A 26,824-nucleotide genomic window follows, 5' to 3' on the forward strand; every position below is an offset into this window, starting at 1 on the left:
TTCCCACTTAGTAGTATAAATTTATCAATTATTTAGATTTTTTGTTTCTAAAATTATTTATTTTAATTTTCTTTATTGCTTCCTTTGGCACTTCAAAACTAAAGGTTTCAGAGAAAATTTTAGTTTGGTCACCAATTTTACTTAAATAATCGGTGATTTCTGTTATTTTTATTTCTTCAGTTATATCAAATATAAATTTAAAATATACTTTTCTATTATCAAATTCTTTACTAAAAATACGTAAAGCATCATAAATTGAACTAGTGAAATTTCTCATTGATATCAGAAATTCTTTATTTAATTCTTCCCTTTTAAAATCAATAATTTTAATAGTTATTAAAATATGGTGATTTTTCTCTTTTGAGATAGCATATAAAATTTCTTCAATTATTTCTTTAGACTTTATAACATCTTCATGAAAATTTAATTTGTCTTTGTATTGTATTTCACCACCAATTCCGTATGATTGAATATCTTTTTTATTTAACAATATGAACACCACAAGAACAATAAAAGATACAGATAATAGACCTAAAAGTGAAAATCCTATATAGATTAACACATTTCTTGATAACTCCTCATTTCAAATCCCTAAACCTTGGAACACATCAAAAAAGATGCTAGTAGAAACAAATAATAAAGCAAAAATTAAAGTACAAATATAAATGTATTTTTTGGTTTTTCTTACTTTCTTTATTTCTTTGTTCTTTTTAGTGTTTTCTGATTTTAAAGCTGTATAAACTTCACCTAAAAGATCGTTGTTATTTAAACAATGAATTGTTAGATCTGAATTTAATTGTTTTGATTCTAAATATTCTTTTATTTTTTCTTCTCAGTTTTTCACTCTACGTGAATCCTCGACTATATTTTTCACATATACTAAGGCACTTTCTAAATTTTCTCTCTTTTTAATGTTATTTAATAACATTTTAAATTCTTCACTTTTGTCAGTTTTTGTTTTTGTAATGAGTTCTAAAATAACCTCTCTAAGTTCAATTTTATAAGACTCGTTTAAAGAAAGCAAAATATCATAGCCTGCATTTTCTTTGTTTTTATCTTGGATTTCTTTTCATTTTTTTAAATCATCACACTTAATGCCTTTTAAGCCCACTTTTTCGTAATATTGTTCTAATTCTTCTTTTTTGTAAGGTGATTTAATGTACCCATTTTTTGATAAATTTTCTTTTATGATGTTTTCAACCACGTCTTTGTATAAAGATTTATTGGTTTTTTGGCCTTTTTGCTCTAATTTACCTTTTTCATGTCCATTATCATTTGAATAAGTTGATTCAGAACCAAAGAATTTATGCTCTGTTTTTTCACTTAACAGCTCATTAATTTCATTATCTTTTACATCAAAATCGCTTTTAAAGCGAGTTATATCACCTTTTTTTGTCTTAATATAAAGAAGGAAAAGATTGATTAAAAAGAAAAGAGTTTGATCAGATACATCTTTTGAATAAATATCTTTGTAATATTCTCTAGTTTTATTTATTGTTTCTTTTAATGAATATTCTTTTTCAAAAAGTTTTTTATTTTCTGTACTCATAATGTCCCTTTCTGGCAAAAATATAGAAAAACTAAGCCTTAAGACTTAATTTTTACTATGTATTTGGTTACTTTTTCTACACTGTCATTAATCCCTGGACAATGTGTTTCATTTGGGAAAAATAAGGCAAATGTACCTGGTGTAAGTTCAATTTCTACATCTTTATTTGGTTCGTTAAAGAACACAACATCGTTTTCTTTGTTGTATTCTGAAATAATAGTTGTATTTTGAAGTTGTGTATGTGGGTTATATACAATTTTTTCAGGTTGAGCTCCATAAAGGTGGATATCAAAATGATTGTGGTGAATTTCACAAATTGGATTAGCATATCTACGAGCGTCAAATGTACCTTTTTTGATAAGTACATTTTCATTAATTGTAGTTACTCCTTCAGGAATTTGTGTGTAATCATTTTTAATTAATCACTCAATTGAAGCATCTAAATCTTTACTCATTCCTTTGTAGTTTTTTAAATTTGTTAATTTATCAAAAATCATAATTATTCCTTAAATAGTTTGTTTGTTTTTTTATACTCAAATTCTTTAGCAGTTTCTTCTAATTTTTCAATGTAAAAAGCATCATCAAAATATTTAATTGGTTGCGCATTTACTCATAAAATGACTAAATAATACACAAGAATTTTTTGTTGGATTAAGTATTCTTCTCAGTAAGAATCATACTCATTTAAAAAGACTTCTTCTTGCTCTTTAGTTAAATGAGCAGAACAAATAAAGTAAGCAAGATCAAAGTGCTTATCTCCCATTGTTGCATATTCTCAATCAACAAAATACAATTTATCGTTTTTATCAATTAAAAAGTTAAATGGGAAAAGATCATTATGAAGCGGTCTATTTTTTAGACTTTTAGCAAGAATGTTATTAATTCTTCTGAAATATTTGTCAATCACTGGAATTTTTAAACCTTTTTCACGAATTATTTTTTGATAATTTTTTACCCTTGCAGCTAAGTTATTCTTTGGGAATTCAAGCTTTGAATCATGCAAAGTTTTAAGGTTTTTAGCAACTTGAATTAACAATTTATCATCTAAGATAATTTCCTTACTATCAATTCATTCTCAAGAGATGATATCTTGATCATTTTCGATAAGTTTAGGCACAAAATCTAATTTGGATAAAAGTTCGTAATTGATTTTGTGGTTAAATCCATTGTATTTTTTCTCTTGCATAAAGACTTTATCATCTACTTTATACGATTGATTTGTATATCCTACTTCAATTTTTGTTTTCATAGACCTCCTCATTGTTAAAAATTCATTAAGTTTAATAATTATATTAAAAACTTTATTTATCTTGCAATTTCGCTTGTGGAAATTATTTTGGTATAAATTATGGAAATTATTCCATTTTCAACTAAAAATATCCTATTAGTGGCCACAATTAAGAAAAAAATAAGCAAATACTATACAATTATTAGAGTAAAAAAATTTTTCAATAAATAGATAGAAAGGAATTATATGAAAATTTTAGTTGTTGGTGCAAACCATGCAGGTACATCATTTTTAAGAACACTTAAAACATTAAATCCTAATGCAGAAGTAGTTGCTTATGATAGAAATACAAACACTTCATTCTTAGGATGTGGAATTGCATTATGAGTTGGTGGTGAATTTGAAAGTTCAGAAGGTCTTTTTTACTCATCTCCAGAAATTTTAGTAAAAGAATATGGTGTTAAATTAAAAACAAGTCATGAAGTTATTAAAATTGACAAAGATAAAAAAGAAGTTGTTGTTAAAAACTTAGAAACTGGTGAAGAATTTGTTGATAATTATGATAAATTAGTTTTTGCTGGTGGAACATGACCAATTGAACCACAAATCAAAGGGAAAGAATACAAAAACATTATGCTTTCAAAACTTTTCCAACACGCAGAAGAAATTGTTGAAAAAGCAAATGATAAGAAAATTAAAGATGTTGTGGTTGTAGGAGCTGGATACATTGGGGTTGAGCTTGTTGAAGCTTTCCACTTAAAAGGTAAAAATGTAACTCTTATTGACTTACAAAACAGAGTTGTTCCAAACTACTTTGATTCAGAATTTACTGATGTTATGGAACAAAATATGGCTAAAGAAGGTATTAAATTACAACTTGGTGAAAAAGTTCAAGAATTTAAATCTAAAGATGGAGAACACGTATCAAGTGTTGTTACAGATAAAGGTGAATACAAAGCTGATTTAGTTATTTTATGTATCGGATTTAAACCTAGAACAGATGCTCTTGAAGGTGTTGAAAAATTACCTAATGGCGCAATTAAAGTTGATCAGTTCCAACGTTCAATTAGTGATGAAAACATCTATGCAATCGGTGATTCAGCAGCATTAAAAAATGTTGTAACAAATGATTATTCACACGTAGCTTTAGCAACAAATGCTGTAAAAAGTGGTCTTGTAGCTGCTCTTCACTTAATCGGTCTTAATGTGCCATTCCCAGGTGTTGCTGGAACAAATGCAATTAATGTTTTTGATTGCCACTATGCTTCAACTGGACTTACAAAAGAAGCTGCTCTTAAAGCTGGAATTGAAGCTGCAGAATCAGAATACTGAATTGACAATGATAAACCAGAATTTATGAGAGATCATGAAAAAGTTGCATGTAAAATTACATACGACAAAAACACATTTAGACTTTTAGGGGTGCAAATTGGTTCATGAGGTAAAACAATTCATACAGAAGTTATCTACATGTTTGCACTTGCAATTCAAAAAGGATTATCACTTCCTGAAATTGCTTTAACAGACGTTTACTTCCTTCCACACTTTAATAAACCATTTAACTTCTTCTTAATGCCAATGCTTAATGCACTAGGAATCAAATACAAAAAATAATAATTTGCAAATCAAAAACCAATTAGTAAAAACTAATTGGTTTTTTAACTATTTTTCTTTTAAATGATTTTCTATTTCGTTATAAAAAGTGTTTATATATTCTTGATAAATTGCATCATAATTTTTCAAATAAACACCATCTACATTAATGTGGCAACCTCATAAAATAACATAAGAAAGTAATGCGTTATCACTTATATTTCCATCAAAACCATTAAAAAAATCGTTAATTTCTAGTCTTATTTTTTTAAATGGTCTGCCATACATATAACTCCTTCATTTAATTTCTATAAAACCATCTTGTAATTTTTGATTAGTTTTGGTATATGTTTTATCAAAACATAGAGAATCGTTAATAAAAGTTCATTTTTTTAAAATGCTTTCTACTCTTTTTAGTTTTGCTGTTTTTGTATATAAAACTACATAAGGAAGTGCAATTAATAATAGCCAAAATAATGCAAAGCAACTAAAAAGTGAAATTATTAGTTCAAACGAACTATCTTTTCTATTTATACCTGGCAAAAGTGGATTATTTACATCAGAAATCATCAGAATTATTTGGATAAACCCTCATAAAAATGCTATAAAAAAATATATAAAAATATTAATGAGTGCTTTTCTGTGAAGAATAATTTCTTTTTTTAATAATTCTCAACCTTTTTTAAATAAAACGCTTGTAGTTATAGAGATATTGCTTTTGTCCAATAAAATAATTTTTTTATAAAAAATATCAAAAAAAGTTTTATAAGGAAGTTTTAGTATCATTTTATCATACAAAAATAACACAAAGATAACAATGACTAATAACATATAAAGAACGACATGAATAACACTAAGCTCGAACATTTTTTATCCTAAATTATCTTCTTTTTTTGAATTAGGTAATTTTCTTATGTATCATTCTTTTAATGAAGTGTTATACACTTTTGTTAAGTGCCATTTATATAATTGTCAATCAGGAACTTCCAACATTTCATCTATTGTTTTTTCATCACCTGTTTGAAGATTCTTGAAAACAAGGTTTTTTCCACCTTTTCCACCGTTGTAATAATAATCTGTTTGTTCACTTTCATTAATAACAACTCATTCAAATTCTTTTAATGATTCTATCCTTTTTCCTAACCCTATCATTTTTTCAACAAGGACACTGTCAAAATTGTTTAATTTATCAACAATTCCATCTGTTTTAATAATATCTATTGTTTGAGCAGCTATATTTACACTCTCTCCAGCTGCTGCAAATATAAAATTTACTTTTGCAAATTTGGGTATTTCTGATCATTTTGTAAAAATAAATTTATCTTTTGGCGTTGAACTTCAAGAATATAGATAAGAGACCTTTCCAAAGGCTATACCATAAACTGTGGATCAGATATAATTTCAAGCGTCAAGAGCAGGAGTATCGCTGTGTATTTTATTATCTAAATTTTTAAATAGATTTGTATAAATTTTTAATTTTTCTGTATATTTATTAATTTCGGTTTTTAAATTAGATATTGCTATTGATAAACCGATTGAAATTATAGATGTAGTTACTGTCACAATACCTAAAAAAGGAAAGAACATTGACAAACCTGTAACTACGATTGTTGCAACACTATTGACAATTGAACCAATCATGAGTTTTTTTAATAACTTATTTAATTCTATTAATTGATCTGATATGTTTTGTTTGATCTCTTTGGTTTGTTTTAATAATTCTTGTAATTCAAAAAACTCAATACCTATTTGTTTCGAATTAATTTCATCACTTATAATGTTTACTTTATAGTTTTTTGCTTTATCTGTGAATTCTCTTCTTAAATTTTCTTTAAATTGTTTTGTTAACTCTTTATTTTTTTGAAATTCTTTTTTTTGTTCTAATGAAAATTTTTTAATTTCTTTTCTAAATTTAGAAAATAATTCGTCACTTATAGAATTTTCTATTTTTTTAAAGTTTTCGAATGAAATTTTATTTGTTTTATATAACCATTCTGCGTAACTTATTACTATTTTTTTTATTTCATTGTCATTTATATTTTTAGACAATTTAGTAGAACTAATTTTATCATCTAAAAGGTCTTTTTGTATTTTTTCAAAAACCTCCAAATTTTCACTTAATAAAAATTCAGAAATATTTGTTTGTTCATTTTCTTTTGTTTCTGGTGTGATTGGTTTTCTAATTTCAGTATTGTTAATGTTATTAGACACTACTGACACCAAATTTGTTAAATTAGAAATTGGTTCGCTAATCAGAATTAATTTATTTTTCATAATGCTCCTATATCAATTGTTTATTTTATAGTCATTATAATTTAATATTTAGGAAAAAACTTTTTATAATCAGAAAAAAACTAATTTTTTCAAAAAAACTATGAAAATTAATATTTTTTATTTTATTTATAAATTTATAAGTTATAAAACAACAATTTGTGCTTTATAATCGAGGTGCTCGAATGTAATCTCCGGTGCAGCAAAAACAAAAACACAAGAAAAGGCGGTAGCTTTATGCTACTTCCTTTTCTTGTGTTTTTAAACTCACCATGTTGTAATTAAACTTACAATTGATCACACTTATTTGTTTTTCTTAATTTGTTTTTTCATTCATTTTTTTATAAGCTTCTATAAGTTTATTTAAGTCTATTACTCGAATTGAGCCACCTGTGTATTCATTTAGATCAACACATAATTCAAAACCTAATCTTTTAGTTGGGTAAAGAGTTTCTATTGTTTTATCGAAAGACTTAGCTTGGTTTAAATTGTCTGCGTTATAGAAGATGTTATATCTATAATTAAACATTAAAAGTGAGCCTGAATTGGGATATTGTCTTGAATAATACTTATCAAAGTATTGAAATTCGCTTGTCATCTTAGCAGGTAACCAAAGACCATTATTTTGACTTGTTCCGATAAAAATATTTGGAACTGAATTAATTTTCTCCACGCTTCCTTGAGCTGATTTTTCAAAATCAGTTCCAGTTGGCATGATCATTGAAGATAAATCAATGTATTTTTTCCCATTTAACTCAAAAAACTTTTTATCTTCGAAGAAATTGAATGAAATTTTGTTAATTATCAAAGTCTTAAAAGCATCTAGTAATAACTGTTTATTTTTAGTTTCGATATGTTTAAATACACTTTGATTATTTTGAACATCATAATAACCTGCATTTTGATTAAAATTATTCGTATAACTTTCTGAGAAAATATTATTTTCTTGACTTGTCGAAGTTCATTTTCTTGCTTCTTCTTCAGTATCAAAATTAACTTCTATAATTGCATAATCTAGGTAAGAATGAAGTTCTGTATCTTTATATTCTTCAGGTAAAAAATACTCAAAAGGTGTCATTTTGATGCTTCACTGATCTCTTCCATCTTGAATCACTTTTGCTTTTACTGTTTTGTCCTCTAAATTTGTATGGAAAAGTGTTAAGCCAAATTCTTCTTGATCCATTTGATCAAAGAATAAATGCCCTGCAGATAATAAAAATCATTTTTTTGGATATTCACCTTCATTGTCTGGTGATAAATAATTGATGAATCTAGCATTACCGATTGTGGTTTCTTGGTCGCTATTAGTAATTTTTATTCCTACCGAATTATCAATTTTATGGTTTTCAGATTCAAGCAATTTATAAGAGACGTTTCTTTTTAAAAATCCACCAATAGATATTGTGTATATTTTTTTGTCAGAAAAATCAGAAATTTCTTGTCCGTCTCAATTTTTTGATTCAATTAAATAAATTACTAAAATTCCTTGATCTACTAATTTTTCAAGCCCATAAACTTTATATTCATCATATATTGAATTATCATAAAAATATATTAATGAATCTATATTTGTAAGAGTTTTGATTTGATCTACATATTTATTTTTTATAACATTTTCATATAATTCGAAACTTCTTTTAAAATTATCAATTTTTTTATATTCTAAATTATTAAGTCTTGAAACGCTATAAATGGTGTTTTTAGTTTGTTTTAATCTAAAACCAGGTCTTTCTATTATTTCAAAACCTGTTAAATCTGAAATGGAACAACTAGTTAGTGAAACAAAAGAAATGATTGGAAAGGATATAAAACCAACTTTTTTCAAAAATTTTCTATATTTTTTAATCATTTTATGCCTTTTTAAATTTAATTTTGTTTCTAAAATTAAACTCATTGTTAGGTGATAATAAAACACTTCCAGATAAAATAAATTTACTTAATTTTTTCATGAAATCTCCTTAATAAGAATGCTTTTGCATATTAAAACCTAATTTTTTATTGGGATAAAGTTTTTCAAATGTTTTGTCAAATGATTTAGATTGATTTAATTTTTCATTATAGTTAAAAATGTCATATTTAAAGTTTGACATTAAATAAGTACCTGCATTATCCTTTATTTTTGATGAAAAAACATCTTTAAAAAAGTCAAACTCTTCAACTATTTTTGTCGGCATTCAAAGACCTGATTTTTCATTAAAAGCAATTTTTATATTTGGTATTGAATTTATTTTTTCAACAACACCTGATGATCCTTCTTGAAATTTTGTACCTGACGGCATTATAGAAGTTGATAAATCAACATAATAAGCTCCATTTGAATTAATAATTTGATCATTAGCGAAAAAATGAGTTGAATTGTCAATTCTAAGATTAAAACGAACAGAATCAAATAGGTAAAGCCACTTATTTTCTGTATTGATATATTTAAAGACATTTTCGCCATTTTCTAGATCGAAATATCCTGAGGAAGTATAAAAATTATTTTTATATAAGTCAGAAAAAATATCGTTTTCTGGGTCAATAGAAGTTCATTTTTTAGCATCTTCTTCAGTTTGAAAATTAACTTCTATAATTGCATAATCTAAATATGTATGCAACTTTTTATCTCTATATTCTCTAGGTAAAAATTTTTTAAAAACTTCTGCGCTGAAATTTCATTGATCTCTACCGTCTTGAATAACTTTTGCTTTTACTGTTTTATCTTCTAAATTTGTATGGAAAAGTGTTAAGTCAAATTCTTCTTGATCCATTTGTTCAAAGAATAAATGTCCTGCAGACAATAAAAATCATTTTGTAGGATATTCACCTTGATTTTCTGGTGTTAAATAATTTATAAATCTAGCATTCCCTGTCATCATTTCATTGTTGGAATTTAAAATTTTCAAACCAACTGAGTTATCAATTTCTTTTTCTGTTTTTATAGACACAGGAACATCTGGTATTTTTTCTTCTTTAAAATTCTCAATTTGTACATTTTCAAGCTTGATATTAGAAAAATCTGTTATTTCTTCACCATTTCAATCTTTCTTATCAATTAAATAAATGATTAGATGACCTATTTCGTCAAAAGCTTCTACTCCATAAACATAGTATTTTTGATACAAATCATTTGAATCAAATTCAATGATATCGTCTATATCATCTATGTTTTTAATATCGCTAGCTTTTTTGTTAATGATGTTATCACGTTTAAAATTAAAAAACCTTCAATCCATTGATGTAGAAGGACCATATTTATAATCCAAATTGTGATACATCGATAGGTTATAGAGTTTTTGTATTGGTGAAAATTCTTTAAAAGTTAATTTCTTTTCTTCTTTTGACTTTGCAAGTATATAAGCTAGTCCAGAAGTTGCAACTACTAAAGATACTAATCCACCCGAAAATAAAAACAATTTCTTTTTATTAAATTTCATATTCATTCCTTTATAAATTGTTTATTGTAGAAAAATATGATTTTTTGCTTATATATTTAATACAAACACTAATTAAATTAACTTGAATTTCTAACGTTTTCTAATTTTGACTCTAAATACTTTTGTTCAAAAAAGACCTATTAATGGGGTTAAAACACTTCCAAATACAAAGATAACGATATTTAAAAGTACAATAACAAAAGTATTTGTTCCTTTATAGAAAAGTGGATGTGTGAAGTTTAAAAATCCATAAATAGTCATATCTAATTCTTTTGTTAATGTAGCATTTTCTTTAAGTTGAACATTTTGTAATTCATTATGAATTGGCAATGCCATAAAGAATGTTATTAAGGCAAAAAAGTAGTAACAAACCATTGTGATAAGACTAAGGTAAATTGTTTTTCTAGATACTTCAAGTTCTTTTCTGTTCATAATTCACACAACAAAACCTAAAATAGGGTTTACAGCGTGAATTATGAATGTATTAAAGAAATATAGAGGTGTGAATTTTTTAAGATCAGGTCCAAAAATTAAAGTTCAATAAACTACAAAAGTAATTGTGATGTAAACAATTGCTAAAAAGAAAACCTGTTTAACGATGTAATTTTTAGGGTGAAATGCATAAATAAAAAGGGCAATAACTAAAAATGTGTTGCTTAATCAAGTGAAAGTAAGGTTTGTTCTTCAGAACATTCCAAGTGCTTTGATCCCATGCAATTCACTATTTAATAAAAATTTTCTTTCATCTGCTTGAAGTAGATTTATTTTTTGTATTGCTTTGCTAGAAATGATATGTCAATTAATTAAAGTAGATGCAATTAAGACAAAAAGTGTCATTAACGCAATTAAAAATACAATTTTTTGCATTTTTGTAAAAGAATTGTATTTTTCTTTTAAAAATAATGTTAATTTCATAAATTGAATTATAAGCAAATAAAAGCATATTAAAAGAAATTAAACAAATATAATTTTAAATATGGAAAATAGAGCATATAAATTATTAAAATCACTATATGAAAGCAAAATTCAAGAAAATTTAAGGTTTTCTTGAGAAACAATTCAAAAAGAAATATTAGAAAATAAAGAAAAACTAGATTCTTTAGAAGCATTTTTTCAAGTCGGAGAAGAACTTGAGTTAATTGAATATGAAGGTTCATTATTTTTAATTGAAATGGGAGTAAATTCTCCAAGTAGAAGAAGTTTTTACTACGATGAGCAAGCTCGAATTACTCGTAAAAAGTTTGCTCCAGAAAATTCTGCTTTAGAATGATGCAAGCAAAATAATGTCTCATTAGTTGATGAAAAAATGTACTTTTTCATCCAAGATTTAAAAGATATCGATCTTAAAACTTCTTCTTGGATTTTAACTAATATTTCATTAAGAAATTTAGGCGGCGCAATATTTGGCGATAAGCGCTACGGAAGAACTTTTACCTACCATAACGGGGCAGATTCATACTATTCTTCAAGGGGGTTTTCGTACCTATATAAAATTATTATAAAAATGTTTCTAGTGTATTTAAAACCAGGGAACAATCGTTAATTATATTTGCTGCTGGTGTGTTATAATTTAGCAAATATAAATTTACTTTTATTTAAATTTTTAAGGAGAAAAATGTCAGCAATTAAAAAAATTCACGCACGTGAAGTTTTAGACTCACGTGGTAACCCAACAGTTCAAGTTGAAGTTTACACAGAATTAGGTGGATACGGATCAGCAATGGTTCCTTCAGGTGCTTCAACAGGAACAAGAGAAGCTCTTGAACTTAGAGATAAAGGGTCAAAATATGAATCAAACTGATTTGGTGGAAAAGGTGTTATGTTAGCTGTTGATCACGTTAACCAAGACATCGCTCCAGTAGTTGAAGGGATGGAAGTTACAGATCAACGTGGAATTGACCTTGCTATGATCAAATTAGACGGAACAGAAAACAAAGCAAAACTTGGTGCTAACGCAATTTTAGGAGTTTCACTTGCAGTTGCTCGTGCAGCAGCAAATGAACTTGATTTGCCACTTTACAAATACCTTGGTGGATTCAATGCTCACCAATTACCAGTTCCTATGTTAAACGTTATTAACGGTGGAGAACACGCATCAAACACAATCGACTTCCAAGAATTTATGATTATGCCAGTTGGTGCAAAAAGCCTTAGAGAATCATTACAAATGGCAAACTTTGTATTCCACAACTTAGCTAAATTACTTAAAAAAGCTGGACACGGTGTTCAAGTTGGAGATGAAGGGGGATTTGCTCCTAACTTCAAATCACATGAAGAAGCTCTTGATTTCTTAGTTGATGCTATTAAAGAAGCCGGATACGTTCCTGCTCGTTCAGGAGAAAAAGCTGTTGCTATTGCAATGGACTGTGCTTCAAGTGAACTTTACAACAATGGTGTATATACATTTGGTAAATTAAAAGCTGCTATCGAAAGCAAAAAACCAGGATTTGAACACTTAGAAGGTGTTAAATTAGAATATACAACAGATGAAATGATTGACTACTTAGGAAACTTAGTTGCTAAATACCCAATTATTTCTATCGAAGATGGTCTTGCTGAAAGTGACTGAGCTGGATTTAAAAAATTCACAGAAAAATACGGAAAACAACTTCAAATCGTTGGTGATGACCTTACAGTTACAAATACAGCTATTTTAAAACGTGCTATTGAAGAAAAATCAATGAACTCAATCTTAATTAAAGTTAACCAAATTGGTTCATTAACAGAAACATTTGACGCTATCCAAATGGCTCAAAAAGCAAACATGACAGCTGTTGTTTCACACCGTTCAGGAGAAACAGAAGATTCAACGATCGCTGATATTGCTGTTGCTATGAACGCTGGACAAATCAAAACTGGATCATTATCACGTACAGACCGTATTGCTAAATACAACCGTTTATTAGCTATCGAAGAAGAACTTGGAAACTCATCAGAATTCCAAGGTGTTAAATCATTCTACAACATCGAAGTTAAATAATACAAAATTAATTGCATAGAGCGCAAGCTCTATGTTTTTTTATTCATTTTGTCCTATAATATAGACAAATTCGGTTTAAGCACCTTTAGCGTTTTTTTATCGAAAAAATAATTGTTTTTGTCTCAAAACTAAGCAAAAATCAATATTTTTTATAATTTTCAGGCTCTTTTATTTAAATTCAATATAATTTATAAAATAGGAGAAATATAGTGAGTTACAAGGCTTTATATAGGAAATATCGACCATCAAATTTCGAAGAAGTTGTTGGTCAAGAACACATAGTGGAAACGCTTAAAAACATTATTAAAAATGACAAAGTAGGGCATGCCTATCTTTTTAATGGACCAAAGGGAACAGGTAAAACTTCAGTAGCTAAAATTTTTGCTAGCGTGCTAAATTGTGCCCACCGTAATGATTCATTAAATCCATGCAAGGAATGTAAGGATAATCTTGCTAATAATTTTGACATTATCGAGATGGATGCAGCTTCAAATAATGGGGTAGATGAAATTAGAGATTTAAAAGAAAAAATCGAGCAAGCCCCAATTAACTCAAAGTATAAAATCTACATCATCGATGAGGTGCATATGCTTTCTAAAAGTGCCTTCAATGCACTTTTAAAAACTTTAGAAGAACCTCCAAAGCATGCTATTTTTATTTTCGCTACAACTGATCCACAAAAAATTCCACTTACAATTCTTTCAAGATTGCAAAGATTTAATTTCTTAAGAATGACTAATCAAAATATTGTTAGCCACCTTCAAAAAATCTTTAAATTAGAAAATATCCAGTATGAAGAAAAAGCCTTAAATGCAATTGCTAACCTGTCTTCTGGAGGGATGAGAGATGCTCTTTCAGTATCTGATCAACTTGCTGCATTAGGGAATGGAAAAGTCACTTACAAAGATGTTTTAAAAACCTTTGGAATTATTTCTTCAAGCACTATCATTGAACTTTTACAAATCATAAATAGCGGTGATTCATTTGAACTTATCAAAAAGCTTAACCAACTTTATATCGAAGGAATTGATCCACAACAACTTATTTTTTCTTTAATTAATGCCACTAAAGAATGAATTATTTTTAATAAAACTGGTGATGAAAAATACTTGGAGCATTTTTCAAAAGAAGATTTTGCAAACCTTAAATTTTCTATCACTGTTGCGCTTGATCTTTCTGAGCAATTTTATGATATTTTCACTAAAATATTTAAATCAGAAAATCCTTTTCAAATCATTGAACTTGGGCTTTTAAAAGTGCTGAATCGCAGTGATAAAAGTGTCAAAAGTGAAGCACCTATTATCTATCAAAAACCTGTGATCGAGGCTTCTAAAATACAAAGTAAGCCAGTTATAGAACCTGAGTTTGTTGATGATTTTTATCATTATCAAGAACCTACATATATTAAGAAACAAACAATTGAGCCAGCGGAGCTTCCTAAATCTAAATCAACAATCAAAATCGACATGAAAGCTATTGATAAAAGTTTAGAAAAAATTGATAGCGAACCAATTCAAAATGTTTTTAAAGAGCAAAGTGATGTAAATTTAAATAGTGGAGATGATTTATTCACACCTAGACAAATTATGGAGCTTTCAATTTTTAAAAAAGCTCAACCTGATTATGTTCAATTTGAAAACAGATACAAGTCAATTTGTGAAAACACAAAAAATGAGCTTAGTTTTTACCTTTCTCAATTACCTGATAAAAAAGCAAAAGAAGTCATTGAAAATATTGCTAAAACTACCGTAGCAGCTGGTTATAGTGATTTTGTGGTTTTAGAATGTCAAGATGAAAAAGTTCTAAGATTCTTTAAAGAAAACTTAGGTAAAGCTTTTTTCAAAAAAACAATCAAAGATTTTTTCCAAAAAAATCTTTATGTATATCCAATTTCTACAAACCTCAAAAAAGAAGCCATTGCTCTTAGAAAGAAAAATCGTGATTTAGAAGTAAAAAATGTTGAGCATATCAAAAACTTTGATAACATTTTAGAACACAGCTCAAATAAGTCTAATTCAATCGTTCAAAATCTTTTTGGAGATGATGTTGATTTTAAATTAGAAATTAGAAAATAAATAGGAGAATTTATTATGTTTAGTCCAAATATGTTAAAGCAAATGAAAAAAATGCAAAAAGAATTAGAAGAGAAACAAGCAGCTTTTGAAGAAAAAGAATTTTCTGCTGAAAAATACGGTGTGAAAGTTGTTGTTAGTGGTGCATTTGAAGTCAAATCAGTAACTATTGATCCCGAATTATTAGAAGATGGTGATGTTGAATCATTACAAGATGTTTTCTATGTAGTTCTTAATGAAGTGTTACAAAACATCAAAGATGAACAAGCAGAATTAACACCACAAATGCCTAGCGGAATGCCATTTTAATGTTTAATTCACCAACAATTGAAGAGTTTATTGAAAAGCTCAAAAAAATACCTGGAATATCCAAGAAACAAGCTGAAAAAATTGTTTTTTGAGTTTTAAATTCCAATGAAGAAGATGTTAATTCTGTTTCTAATTATTTTAAAAAAGTTAAGGAAAGAATTAGCTTTTGTCAATTTTGTTTAAACGCAAAAGAAGATGATTTGTGCTACATTTGCAACGATCAAGACCGAAAAAATACATTAATGATTGTCGAAAGTCAATTAGTGATTCAAAAAATTGAAAATGCTCGTTTTTATAATGGGAAGTATTTTGTTTTTGAGAAATTATTAAAAGAAGAAAATGATACTCAAAAAGTGATGCAAATTATAAGCAGGTTAAAAACATATTGCCAAAGCTTTGATGAAGTAATTTTAGCCATTTCTCCTACTTTACAAGGGGAAATTACCAATGCTCTTATCAAAAAAGAACTTGAACCTTTAAATATTAAAGTTTCACAACTTGCTATTGGAGTTCCGATTGGAGCTTCAGTAGATTATATGGATGAATTTACTTTAAAATTTGCACTTGAACATAGACAAAAATAACGAAAGGGGTGCCTATGTTTATAACTTTTGAAGGACTGGATGGATCTGGTAAAACCACAACAATTGGGAAGCTTGCACAAGAGTTGCATAAAAAATTTCCAGAGTTAAATTTAGTATTAACAAGGGAACCTGGCGGGGATAAGGTTCCTGAAGCTGAAAGAATCAGGGAAATCATTTTAGATAAAGCTTCTGATTTATCAGATATGGCGGAAGCTCTTTTATACACCACAAGTAGAAGAGTTCACTTAGAAAAAGTGGTGTGACCTTCTTTAAAAGAAAAGAAATTTGTAATTTGTGATCGTTATATCGATAGTTTTTATGCATACCAAGGTTATGCACGGGGACTAGATTTAGATTTTATTAAACAAATCACTACTTTAGTAATTGAAGATGCTATTCCAGATCTTACTTTCTTTATGGAATTTACTCCTGAGGAAGCTCATAAACGTAGAGAAGAAACTCGTTTAGTCAAAGATCGAATGGAAAATGAAAAAATGGCTTTTCATGAAAAAGTTTATGCTGGATATAAGGAATTAATTAAGCAAAATCCAGAGCGTTTCATTTTAATTGATGCTTCTAAAACTATGCAAGAAGTTCTCGAAGAAGTTTTTGAAAAACTCACTAATCACCCTAAATTTAAGGAATATTGTAATAAATATGTTAAGTCACAAAGTAATTAATGACTTAAAAAATGCGAAAGCTAATAATATGCTTTCGCATTTATACATTTTAGAAGCTTCTCCAAGTTTAGAAATTCATAATGATCTATTGCTTTTTTTAAATGAACTTTTTGAGCTCCAATTAACATCTTTAGACCCAGAAAATCTGGATCCAAATTTATATTATATCGACGGTAAAAATCACAAAATTGAAAAAGAAATAGTTGAACATTTTTTCTATAATGCTTCTTTTAGAGAAAGCGGAAATCAAAAAGAAAAAATTATCTTGATTGAAAATATTGAAAACGCTTCTTTAAGCGTGCTTAATAGCATGCTTAAAAATATTGAAGATCCTTCTGATAATCTTGTGATTATTTTAACAACTAATAACATCAATAAAGTTTTGCCAACTATAATTTCTAGAGCTCAAGTAATTAAAATAATTCCTGAAAATCCAGTAAGTATTTATGAGCAAATCAACTTTTTAGACGATAATATTCATAAAATATTATGTTCTTTATCTTTTGATAATTTTGAAAAACTTCAAAACTTCTCTTTTAATAATAAAATAGATAGTATTTTGAGCGAGTTTTTAGTTGCAATTCAAAATTCAACTAAAAATAAGGAATATTTATATCTTTATCTAACTAAAAAGCTTGTTAAAGATAATTGAGAGCTTAATAAATCTCTCTTAAAAACAATGGTAAACATTATTAAGAGCACTTGAAATTTTTATCCTTTTAATGCTAGAAAAAGTGATTTTGAAAAACTAAATAAATTAAGTAATAAACTTATCAATTCAACTAAAAACCCTTTCTTAATAATTGAAACAATTGAGAAATTCTTTACCAAAGCTAGAAAAGAATTAAATTTTAATATTAGTAAAGAAAACTTTTTAATCGAAATAATGGAGTGTTATGGCTAAATTATATATTGTAGGTACCCCAATTGGTAATTTTGATGACATTACCCTAAGAGCTTTGAAAACACTTGAAAAAGTCGAGCACATTGCTTGCGAAGATACTAGAGTTACCACTAAATTACTAAGACATTTTGAACTTCCTGATAAAAAACTTTTTTCTTATAACAACTTTAATGAAAGAAGTTCAAGCAATGGAATTATCAAGTTACTGGAGCAAGGAATTGATGTAGCGCTTGTTTCTGATGCTGGGATGCCTGTTGTTTCGGATCCAGGTTTTGAGGCAATCAAGCAAGTAAGAAGTAATAATTTCGAAATAGAAATCATCCCTGGGGTTAATGCTGCTATTACTGCTTTTGTAGGTTCTAATTTTAGTAGCACCTTTACCTTTTTAGGGTTTTTAAAAGATAAAAGCAACCAAAGAAAAAATGAACTTGCAAAGCTTGAAATTGGAACATACATTTTTTACGTTTCTCCCCATAAACTAGAGCAATCCTTATTAGATATTAACGAAGTTTTTAGTGGAAAAGAACAAATTTGTCTCTCAAGAGAACTTACTAAAATGTATGAAACTTGATACTACGGAAATGCTAAAGAAGTTTTGGAAAAACTTCTTGCTAATAATGAAATTAAGGGCGAATTTACTTTGATACTTAATATCCCTAAAATCAAGAAAGAGAAAGTTTCTAAATATGCACATTTAAAAAATCAATAGCGATTTTGCTATTGATTTTTTGCTTCAGTGTAATCTAAAGCGCGACAAAAACTACATTTTCAACGTAACAAGGAATGGTAGTTTTGTTTCTTTTTTTAATTTTATTTGTTATTTTTTATTTATCTACAAATTATCTGTGTTAAAAAATATAATTTTTGTAATTTTTAATAAAATAGGAATTAAATAAACACTAGTCTAATATTGTTTTAAGATAAATCACTTTTCTATTAATTTATATTTTCTCTTATAGGAAACTGTAAAAACAAGGAAACAAAAACACTAGAAAAAAGCATATCTACACGATACGCCTTTTTTCTAGTGTTTTTGGACCGCCCGCATTGCAATTAATTTACAATCGAGCAGATGATTCCTAAAAGGTAATAACTTTAAATTAATTTTGAAGAATAAATTTTCTTTTATTAAATTGAAACATCATTAAAAGTATTATTGATGCTAGTTTTTTTAATCTTTCACTTTCATTATTTTTTCTATAAAAACCTTTAAAAATTAAAATTAAAACATTTTTAATTGCAAAAAATAATCATAGTAAAATAACAAAAAACATTAAAACTGCAAAAATAGCAAATTCTTTTGTTTCATTTTCTTTAAGACCATCTGTTATTATTTTTGTAATCACAAAGATAAATCAACAAGATAAAGCTGTTAAAAAAACAGAGATTAAAATGTTTCAAATTAATTTAGTTTTTTTGTTGATTTGTTCATAAACGTCTTTTTTAGTCATTTTTTTCCTTTTGCAACTTTAAGAAGTTGCAGTAAATTTTGTAAATTAATCACTTTCTTATATCCACTTTGTTTTCATAATTTTGCAACAAAAAGCTAACATTTTTAAAACATTTCTTTTCATAATTAATTTTTATGAAATGTTCAAATTTGTCTTTATTTCTTTTGTTACTAAAATTCAGAAAAAGTGATTTATTTTGAAAGAACATTTCTTTTTCGATAAAATAATAATTTTCTATAATGTCTTCTTTGTTTTTTAATGTTGTTAAGACAGCTTCGTTTATATTTAATAATTCCTTATCTGCAATTATTGTTTTAACTAAATTACAAATAATTTTCATATTTTTTAATTTTATATTCAATTTGTTATTGTTTTTTTCAATCATGTTAGTTATTTTTTCGATTAAAAATTGATTTTGAAATAAATGATTTTCGTATGAGTCTTGGAAAAAATATCAAATAAATGAATTTGTCAAAATAACTTCTTTAAATATTTTGTTTATTCTTTTACTCATTAAAAGAGCACAAACTTTAATTTTATTATTTTCAATCAAAAAACTTAAATCATTTAAAACCTTTATTTTTTTATCTAATTCTATTTTTTCTTGATTTATAAATTTAATTAATTGAGATAGTTTAGAGCATAAATATCAACTAAAACTGACATGTTTTATTCCGTATTTTTGCTTAATATATTTTTTAGGTATAATTTTCGGAAATAAAATTTCAATTTCATTATTTTCTAAAACACCTTTTGCAAAAATATCATCAAAAATGATTCAATTTCCTTTTTCTTTTAAAAGATTTATACTTTCATAATTTGATAAATTTTTATCAGGAAAAAAATCGATATCCTTTGGTATTCTATTTATCTTGTTCTTATTGAGTAAAAAATTACATAAACTACCATGAACAACAAGATCAGTGACTTTTAACTTTTTAATGAAAGAAATTTGTTCAAAAGCAATATTAATTTGTTTTTGCATTTAATATAATATTTTTTATTTTTTTATATCTATAAATATTTCAACTTCAAAGTAATGCTATTTTATATAAATTAGCTACTTTCTCAAAATCTATGTTTTTATTTTCTTTATTTTTTACATTTGCAATAATAAAGAAAATTCTAGATAAGATAAATGAGATTAATATCAAAGAAAGAATCCCTGATATTATAAGTACAGATATTTGGAAAGATTTAGAAACTTTTCCAGAACTACCAATTGCTATTGAATATATAAAAAATCAAAAAAATATATTAAGTGATAAAACACAAATAAGTGCTAAAATTATCAACTTTATTGAGGAATTAAGAGTAGAAAATTTAAGTTTTAAAAATGATATTTCTTTTTTTAATTGTTCCATTATTAATATCCTGAACTAAAATATCTTTGATATTCTGTTTCTTGTTTCCTTTGCTCTGCTTTAGAATATAATTCCTTTGCTTTCTCACTTAACTTTCACAAATTTCCCCTTAAAGTTCAATAAGAAACTGATATTGTCTTATATCAAGAATAATTATATAAAGTTTGGTAGCCTTCCAATGCAAATCTGAAAACATCATTTATATTCTCTTTTTTATCAATTGAATATTTTAATTTTTCAATTGTTAATGTAAGAGAAGATATTGTTTTTTTTAATTCCGGCATTATATCTGAGATTAAACGTGGCATAGCTGCAGCAATTTGAACTCCTTTTATAGCAACATCCACCTCTTTAATACCTATATCACCATTACTAAATGTGTGGCCTACTCAATCTCCTACGACATCTGTCGATTCTGCAATCTCAGCTAAAACAGATTTTAAACCATTTGAAAAATCAATCAAGAAATTTGAGACTGCTTCTCTATATGAATGAACATTTTTTACTCAAACATTAAAAAATGATTTTAAATCATTCCATTCATTTTGGGTTAAATATGAGCTTACCTGAATTTCTTTCGGATTTTTACTTGTAAAACTAGAAGCTATCAAATCTCATAAATCAATTTGAGTTGATTCGTCTACTATAACATTTAATTTATTTTCTAATTCATTAGTTAATTTTAATGTATAATTAATATCACGCATATAAAGAGACTTATTTTTCTTTAGATCTTCTAAAGCAACTTTGATTTGTTCTTTTGATAAATCTTTTTCAAAAGTCTTATGTGTTGATTTTAAATCAATTAAACCTTCATTTATAACTGGGATAATCATATTCCTCCTTATTTTTTTTAATGTCTTATTAGGATATCTATAAAATATCCTACTTTTATTATATCTATAAATATTTTTTACAACATCAAAAAAACACAAAATATGGTTGTATCCATATTTTGTGGCTTGATTGTAATTTGCGTTGCAACGCGGGGGGCAAAAACACAAGAAAAAAAGGCATGGCTACACGCCACGCTTTTTTTTCTTGTGTTTTTGTTTCTTTTAAATTTATTAAAATTTTTTTGTGGTGTTTTTGCAAAGGATCCACATAAATGAATTATAAAAGAATTTGTTTTAAAAATAGGGCACAACTAGAACTTTTTTAAAAGATTGTTCGATTTCTTTAGAAAAAATTGCAAAAATTCTTGGTTTTTCAAAATCTACAATATGAAGAGAAATAAAAAATAATTCGACCGAAAATGGGTATATAGCTGAAGAAACTGAAAACAAATCTAAAATAAGAGAAAAATGAAAATATCAATTTAAATTGGAATCTGATTTTTATTATTACAAGGAATTCACAAAAGTATTTTTAGAAAACTTTGACAATACTTATTCAGGGGTAAAAATTACCTGATTCAAAATAAAGAATCATTATGATTTTCCAATACCTACAATCAAAACAATTTACAATTGAATGAACAGTGGGTTATGAGCTTTGACAATAAAAACAAGCTACGTCCACGTTATAAAAAAGGTGGAAAAAGAACTGGTGACACAACAACAAGACTTGTAGGTAATAGATATGTTATACCAATAACTTTTAGACCTAAAAATGTTAATGATAGATCTGAATTTGGACACTGAGAAGCTGATTTAATTGTCGGTAAAAAAGGAAAAACTACTGCACATTTACTAACCTTTGAAGAAAGACAAACTCGTTACGGATTGATAAGAAAAGTACCAGATAAAAATCCATGAAATGTAGCAAAAGTGTTGTTTGAATTAATTAAAGAAAAAAGACTAAATGTTAAATCTATAGCTATTGATAACGGACCGGAATTTAAGTCGTTTTTCATGATTGGTTATAGGTTGCAAATTAAAATTTATAAAGCTCATTCATATGCTTCTTTCCAAAAAGGATCAATTGAAAACTTTAATGGTTTAATAAGAAGAAAATATCCGAAGAAAACGAATTTTATCAAAATATCGGATGAAGAAATTATGGAAACAGAAAAACAAATAAACAATATGCCAAGAGAAATTCTTGATTATTTTTCAGCTGATGAGTTGTTTTTCGATTTGTATTATTATAAAAAACCTTGAGATTCGAAAATACAAGAAATCCAATTATATGATCGTGCTTTTAGAAAAATAAAGTCCAATACTGAAAGAAACAAATTCTTCAAATGATATAAAAAATAATTCATAAAATTTAAAGAAACACCACAACAAAAACACCATCCCATATGTTGCATTGGGATGGTGTTTTTGTTGCACTGGAAATTACACTCAATCCACAAAATATGGTTGTATCCATATTTTGTGTTTCAGTTTACTATTGGTTTTTTATTTAATTAAGTCTGTCCCCATATATGGAACTAAAACTTTTGGCACTGAAATTGAGCCATCTTCGTTTTGATAAATTTCTAAAAGAGCGGCTACAACACGGTCAATTGCAAGTCCTGAACCGTTCATTGTGTGTGCATATTGAGTTTTTCCATCTTTATCTTTGTATCTAATCATTGCTCTACGAGCCTGGAAATCACCCATATATGATACTGATGAAACTTCTCTGAATCTATTTTCAGAAGGTAATCAAAGTTCCAAATCAATTGTTTTTCTTGATGAAAATCCCATATCTTTAGTGCAAAGTTGTAATGAACGATAAGGAATTTCTAATTTTTCAAGCACATCTTTAGCATCATTAAGCATAGCTTCAAATTCTTTGATTCCGTCTTCTTCAGTTGTCACTTTAACAAGCTCAACTTTTTTAAATTGGTGTTGTCTTAAGATTCCTTTTGTATCTTTCCCTGATGAACCAGCTTCTGATCTAAAGCATTCTGTGTATGCTGTAGCTCTAAACGGGGTTGAAAGATCGACAATTTCATCATTATAGTAATTTGTAAGTGTAACTTCAGCTGTAGGAATTAAATATTGATTTAAATTGTTAAGTTTGTATAAATCTTCAGCAAATTTAGGTAATTGACCTGTTCCATATAAAATGTTTTCATTAACAATAACTGGGGTTGTAAACTCTGTATAACCCTTGCTTACATGTAAATCAAGCATAAATGAAATTAAGGCTCTAGTAAGTTTTGCTCCAAGCCCTTTGTAAATTACATATCTTGAACCAGATAATTTAACTGCTCTTTCAAAGTCAATAATGTCTAATTCACGAGCAATTTCATAGTGAGGTTTAACATTGGTTACAAGGCCTCTACCAAGGTTTTCGTGTCTTGAAATTTCAACATTATCTTCTTCACCTTCACCATAAGGAACTTCATCAAGAGGTAAATTAGGAATTGATAAAGCTAATTTTTCAATTTCATTATTAAGGTCATCTGCTTGTTTTGTAAGTAATTGTTCTTGCTCTTTAATATTTGCAATTTGCTCTTTTAAGCTAGCTAATTTTTCAGGTTCATTTCTAAATTTCCCAAATTCTTTTGAAAGTGTTGAAAGTTGGCTCTTAAGTTGTTGAGACTCAAACATAAGTTTTCCTCTACGGCTTGCTAAGTCATAATATTGCTCAAAAACATCTAAATCAAAGCCTCTAGAATCAAGTTTTTTAGCCACTTCATCTTTATTATTTAAAACGTATTTTAAGTTTAACATTTGCACCTCTCTTGTTTTCCAAATTATAAACTTTTTTAATTTCTTTAATTTAAAAAATGATACAAAATAATGAATTTTCTAACTTAATCGGTCTATAATTTAGGGGTAAAATTACTATACTTAGAAATAACTTTTTAAGGTATAATATAAGCACGCTTATATAATAAATATAAACAAGGAGGAAACATGAGTAAAAGAACTTACCAACCAAACAAGCGTAAACACGCTAAAGTACACGGTTTCAGAGCAAGAATGAAAACTGCTAATGGTAGAAAAGTATTAGCTAACAGAAGAGCTAAAGGTAGAAAAAGATTAACTGTTTCAGATAAATAATTTTTAGTTTAATTTATGAAAAAAATTTATCGGCTTAAGAAAAATTGAGAATTCAATGAAATTCTTAATTCTAAAAAGCAATTACTAAACAGATTTGTAATTATTTATTACAAGGAAAGTAATAACTTTAAAATAGGAATTACTGTTCCTAAAAAGTTTGCTAATTCTGTAGGTCGAAATTTATACAAAAGACAATTACGTGCAATTATTCATAATTTAAATATTTATGATTATAAGTATGAATTTGTAATAATTGCCCGCAAAGATTTTGTTGAAGAAGATTTTGCTACCAAGCAAAAAGAAATTAACAAACTCTTTGAGAAGTTTAGGAAACATGCAAAGATCTCAAAATTTTAATTATTTTACTGACGATAAAGATCCTAAAAAACAACGTTCAGAACTTTTCAAGAAAATTTGAAAATGAACGAAAATTGTTTTTTATGTTTTTTTATTCGGTATAACTCTTACAGGGTGTGTTCAGTCATTCGTTATCAAATCATCTAACTATGTTGGTAACGGACTTGAGTTTTATTTAAACAAAAAAGAAATCGCACCTAAAGTTAATACATTTAAAAATACTACTAAAACCGAAACAACCAAAGCGGGAACTGAAAATATCAAGTACACATATGATCTTTTAAGTATTGAAAAAGAAAAAAACGTTTATGTTAACGACAAAAACGTTTTAGCTAAGCTTCAAGAGCAAACAACTCAAAATAATGGAACATATGGAGAATATGGTTCATATAGCTCAGCAATTCAAATTATTGATGCTAAAAATGTCCATGAAAATCAAAATAGCAAACCTATTTTTGAAAAAAATGGAAAGTACCTTTTTACTAACTCAACAGTAAAAAATTACTCATATGTAAATGATATTAATGATGATACATTAATCAAAACATTTATCTTTGTCTCAGGAAAACAAGAAAATCTTGAGCTTAAAAAAGATGACAAAGGTGCTTTAATTACTAATGAAAATGGAGAATATGTTGTTACAAAATTACCTACTTTGGGTACAATTGCTAACTACTTAAATTCAGAAGAAGCTCCTTCAACTTCATTAGCTAATAAAAAATATGCACGTGATATTCTTCAAGCGTTTTATGATTATACTTTTGGTAAAGACAGTGCATTTGTAAAATCATTTGACTTTGTTGTAGATGCACAAGGAAATAAAACTGACTTTTCTAAATGATTAGATGCAAAAGTTAATAAACTTAACACAGCTATTAATGGCGAAGATGAAGCAACAAAAAATACAGCTACTTTATCAGTGAAAGAAAAAGTAGCCATTGATAAGTATTTAAACTTATTAAACCAAATGCTTCTTACTGTTGGGTGAATTCAAGCATCTGGTGATTCATATGTAGCTAACGTAGATCAAGAATCACACATCATTAATGCACACAATGATATTGGTCTTGCTTTAAAAGGTGATTATGAATCTAAACCAATCACCACTTGAAGTGAAGCTTGAGGATATGGACCATTTTATGGGTTACTTGTTTACCCACTTGCAGTTCTTACACAAGCATTGCGTCAAGGAATCACAGATCTTAATGGTTGAGGATCTATCTTAACAATTATTATTGTTGTTATTGTTACTAGATTATTAACAATTGGATTTACATGAAAACAATCTGTTAGTCAATCAATCCAAGAAGATATGAAGATTAAAAAAGCCGCTATCGAAGCTAAATACAAAGGTTTTGAAGATAACAAAGCAATGAAAATGCGTAAAAACCAAGAATTGCAACAATTAAACAAGAAATTTAACATTAATCCTTTAGATGTAATTGGCGCAACCTTTATTACAATGCCAATTTTCATTGCGATGTGACGTGTTATTCAAGCACTTCCTGAAATCAAATCAACTTGATGATTAGGAATTAACTTCGCAACTACTTCATATACAAAAGTATTTGAAGGTGCATGACAATATATCTTATTAATAATTATAGCTGTGGCTATTCAGTTATTATCTCAATTGCTTCCTCAATTACTTGTGAGAAAGAAAATGAAATTAAGAGCTTCAATTGCTGAAAGAGAAGCGCTTAAAAAATCAGAAAGAACTCAAAGAATGATGATGATTGTTTTTACAATAATTACAGTTATCTTTACAGCTGGGGTTCAAGTTTACTGAACATTCACTGGTCTTTGAAGTTTATTCCAAACATTGCTTATCCACAGATTGAAAAAAACTCAATGATTCAAAGATAAGTATTCAAAAAAATCATTGCTTAATAAATAATAAAAGCAATATATAAGCAAGTTTTGCTTAAAATAATTATTAATTAGCGTCCTAAATTTGAGGATGCTTTTTATTTAAAAAATTACTTAGTAATAAATGTTTTTGAATAATAAATTTATTATTTTTGCGGCCTTGTTATAATGACACTAATTAATAAAAATAAACATATTTAAGTAGATGTTATATGAACAAGATTTGAAAAAATTAGAACTTCTTTTTACGGTG

25 protein-coding genes and 1 pseudogene are annotated in these 26,824 nt (G+C 27.1%); 13 read left to right on the top strand and 13 right to left on the bottom strand.

Annotated features, from left to right (window positions below):
- Nucleotides 1-28 precede the first annotated feature (28 nt).
- From GOQ20_RS00540 to GOQ20_RS00550, 3 genes are read right to left on the bottom strand one after another with little or no spacing between them, the layout of a single operon-like run.
- Entirely contained in the window at nt 29-1,549 is a 1,521-nt protein-coding gene (locus GOQ20_RS00540; protein WP_167844980.1) for a hypothetical protein, read from the bottom strand.
- A gap of 38 nt (nt 1,550-1,587) precedes the next feature.
- Nucleotides 1,588-2,046: a YhcH/YjgK/YiaL family protein gene (locus tag GOQ20_RS00545; RefSeq protein ID WP_167844981.1), complete on the bottom strand. Its 459-nt coding sequence runs from the start codon at nt 2,044-2,046 to the stop codon at nt 1,588-1,590.
- A gap of 2 nt (nt 2,047-2,048) precedes the next feature.
- On the bottom strand, nt 2,049-2,798 hold the full coding sequence (locus GOQ20_RS00550; RefSeq protein ID WP_167844982.1) for a phosphotransferase: 750 nt from the start codon (nt 2,796-2,798) through the stop codon (nt 2,049-2,051).
- A gap of 225 nt (nt 2,799-3,023) precedes the next feature.
- Between GOQ20_RS00550 and GOQ20_RS00555 the strand changes: the two genes are divergently transcribed.
- The gene (locus GOQ20_RS00555; RefSeq protein WP_167844983.1) at nt 3,024-4,391 is read left to right on the top strand and encodes an FAD-dependent oxidoreductase; all 1,368 of its coding nucleotides are present in this window, start codon (nt 3,024-3,026) and stop codon (nt 4,389-4,391) included.
- Between the two features lie 48 nt (nt 4,392-4,439).
- Here GOQ20_RS00555 and GOQ20_RS00560 read toward each other — a convergent pair whose 3' ends face one another.
- From GOQ20_RS00560 to GOQ20_RS00580, 5 genes are all read right to left on the bottom strand, one after another.
- On the bottom strand, nt 4,440-4,940 hold the full coding sequence (locus GOQ20_RS00560; protein ID WP_167844984.1) for a hypothetical protein: 501 nt from the start codon (nt 4,938-4,940) through the stop codon (nt 4,440-4,442).
- A gap of 300 nt (nt 4,941-5,240) precedes the next feature.
- Entirely contained in the window at nt 5,241-6,644 is a 1,404-nt protein-coding gene (locus tag GOQ20_RS00565) for a hypothetical protein (RefSeq protein ID WP_167844985.1), read from the bottom strand.
- Nucleotides 6,645-6,957: 313 nt separating this feature from the next.
- A complete protein-coding gene (locus GOQ20_RS00570; protein WP_167844986.1) occupies nt 6,958-8,490 on the bottom strand; it encodes a hypothetical protein in 1,533 nt (510 codons plus the stop codon).
- Nucleotides 8,491-8,599: 109 nt separating this feature from the next.
- Nucleotides 8,600-10,057 carry a hypothetical protein gene (locus GOQ20_RS00575; RefSeq protein WP_167844987.1) on the bottom strand — a complete coding sequence of 486 codons (1,458 nt, stop codon included), beginning with the start codon at nt 10,055-10,057 and terminating at the stop codon, nt 8,600-8,602.
- A gap of 90 nt (nt 10,058-10,147) precedes the next feature.
- Nucleotides 10,148-10,972, bottom strand: coding sequence for an MAGa3780 family membrane protein (locus GOQ20_RS00580; RefSeq protein WP_167844988.1), 825 nt, complete (start codon nt 10,970-10,972; stop codon nt 10,148-10,150).
- Between the two features lie 61 nt (nt 10,973-11,033).
- Between GOQ20_RS00580 and GOQ20_RS00585 the strand changes: the two genes are divergently transcribed.
- The 8 genes from GOQ20_RS00585 (at nt 11,034) to rsmI (ending at nt 18,295) form a co-directional block, all read left to right on the top strand.
- Nucleotides 11,034-11,600 (top strand): DUF4256 domain-containing protein, encoded by a 567-nt coding sequence (locus GOQ20_RS00585; RefSeq protein ID WP_167844989.1) that lies wholly within the window; start codon nt 11,034-11,036, stop codon nt 11,598-11,600.
- 72 nt (nt 11,601-11,672) lie between these two features.
- Nucleotides 11,673-13,037: a phosphopyruvate hydratase gene (eno, locus tag GOQ20_RS00590; protein WP_167844990.1), complete on the top strand. Its 1,365-nt coding sequence runs from the start codon at nt 11,673-11,675 to the stop codon at nt 13,035-13,037.
- 209 nt (nt 13,038-13,246) lie between these two features.
- Nucleotides 13,247-15,112 (top strand): DNA polymerase III subunit gamma/tau, encoded by a 1,866-nt coding sequence (gene dnaX / locus GOQ20_RS00595; RefSeq protein WP_167844991.1) that lies wholly within the window; start codon nt 13,247-13,249, stop codon nt 15,110-15,112.
- Nucleotides 15,113-15,127: 15 nt separating this feature from the next.
- Nucleotides 15,128-15,418, top strand: a complete 291-nt coding sequence (locus GOQ20_RS00600; protein WP_129620264.1) for a YbaB/EbfC family nucleoid-associated protein — start codon at nt 15,128-15,130, stop codon at nt 15,416-15,418.
- Entirely contained in the window at nt 15,418-16,002 is a 585-nt protein-coding gene (locus GOQ20_RS00605) for a toprim domain-containing protein (protein ID WP_167844992.1), read from the top strand. Before GOQ20_RS00600 ends, GOQ20_RS00605 begins: the two co-directional genes overlap by 1 nt.
- Before the next feature lie 14 nt (nt 16,003-16,016).
- A complete protein-coding gene (gene tmk, locus GOQ20_RS00610; RefSeq protein ID WP_167844993.1) occupies nt 16,017-16,682 on the top strand; it encodes a dTMP kinase in 666 nt (221 codons plus the stop codon).
- Entirely contained in the window at nt 16,660-17,586 is a 927-nt protein-coding gene (locus tag GOQ20_RS00615; protein WP_167844994.1) for an AAA family ATPase, read from the top strand. Before tmk ends, GOQ20_RS00615 begins: the two co-directional genes overlap by 23 nt.
- The gene (gene rsmI, locus GOQ20_RS00620) at nt 17,579-18,295 is read left to right on the top strand and encodes a 16S rRNA (cytidine(1402)-2'-O)-methyltransferase (RefSeq protein WP_167844995.1); all 717 of its coding nucleotides are present in this window, start codon (nt 17,579-17,581) and stop codon (nt 18,293-18,295) included. The genes GOQ20_RS00615 and rsmI overlap by 8 nt, the downstream gene beginning before the upstream one ends.
- A 391-nt stretch (nt 18,296-18,686) precedes the next feature.
- Here rsmI and GOQ20_RS00625 read toward each other — a convergent pair whose 3' ends face one another.
- From GOQ20_RS00625 to GOQ20_RS00640, 4 genes are read right to left on the bottom strand one after another with little or no spacing between them, the layout of a single operon-like run.
- Complete coding sequence (locus GOQ20_RS00625) at nt 18,687-19,037, bottom strand: hypothetical protein (protein ID WP_167844996.1); 351 nt, start codon at nt 19,035-19,037, stop codon at nt 18,687-18,689.
- The gene (locus GOQ20_RS00630; RefSeq protein WP_167844997.1) at nt 19,030-20,022 is read right to left on the bottom strand and encodes an MAG4530 family protein; all 993 of its coding nucleotides are present in this window, start codon (nt 20,020-20,022) and stop codon (nt 19,030-19,032) included. Before GOQ20_RS00630 ends, GOQ20_RS00625 begins: the two co-directional genes overlap by 8 nt.
- Entirely contained in the window at nt 20,006-20,401 is a 396-nt protein-coding gene (locus tag GOQ20_RS00635) for a hypothetical protein (RefSeq protein WP_167844998.1), read from the bottom strand. Before GOQ20_RS00635 ends, GOQ20_RS00630 begins: the two co-directional genes overlap by 17 nt.
- Before the next feature lie 2 nt (nt 20,402-20,403).
- Complete coding sequence (locus GOQ20_RS00640) at nt 20,404-21,237, bottom strand: hypothetical protein (RefSeq protein ID WP_167844999.1); 834 nt, start codon at nt 21,235-21,237, stop codon at nt 20,404-20,406.
- A gap of 272 nt (nt 21,238-21,509) precedes the next feature.
- On the opposite strand from GOQ20_RS00640, the pseudogene GOQ20_RS00645 reads away from it, so the two are divergent.
- Nucleotides 21,510-22,602: pseudogene (locus tag GOQ20_RS00645) on the top strand (IS30 family transposase).
- Nucleotides 22,603-22,746: 144 nt separating this feature from the next.
- Here the strand turns inward: GOQ20_RS00645 and serS are convergent.
- Complete coding sequence (gene serS, locus GOQ20_RS00650) at nt 22,747-24,012, bottom strand: serine--tRNA ligase (protein ID WP_167845000.1); 1,266 nt, start codon at nt 24,010-24,012, stop codon at nt 22,747-22,749.
- 186 nt (nt 24,013-24,198) lie between these two features.
- On the opposite strand from serS, the gene rpmH reads away from it, so the two are divergent.
- From rpmH to yidC, 3 genes are read left to right on the top strand one after another with little or no spacing between them, the layout of a single operon-like run.
- The gene (gene rpmH, locus GOQ20_RS00655) at nt 24,199-24,345 is read left to right on the top strand and encodes a 50S ribosomal protein L34 (protein WP_027333701.1); all 147 of its coding nucleotides are present in this window, start codon (nt 24,199-24,201) and stop codon (nt 24,343-24,345) included.
- Nucleotides 24,346-24,360: 15 nt separating this feature from the next.
- Nucleotides 24,361-24,702 (top strand): ribonuclease P protein component, encoded by a 342-nt coding sequence (rnpA, locus tag GOQ20_RS00660; RefSeq protein ID WP_167845001.1) that lies wholly within the window; start codon nt 24,361-24,363, stop codon nt 24,700-24,702.
- On the top strand, nt 24,680-26,599 hold the full coding sequence (gene yidC, locus GOQ20_RS00665) for a membrane protein insertase YidC (RefSeq protein WP_167845002.1): 1,920 nt from the start codon (nt 24,680-24,682) through the stop codon (nt 26,597-26,599). The genes rnpA and yidC overlap by 23 nt, the downstream gene beginning before the upstream one ends.
- Nucleotides 26,600-26,824: the final 225 nt, after the last annotated feature.

Source organism: Mycoplasmopsis gallinacea (genome assembly GCF_012220205.1).
Classification (GTDB): domain Bacteria; phylum Bacillota_I; class Bacilli_A; order Mycoplasmatales; family Metamycoplasmataceae; genus Mycoplasmopsis; species Mycoplasmopsis gallinacea_A.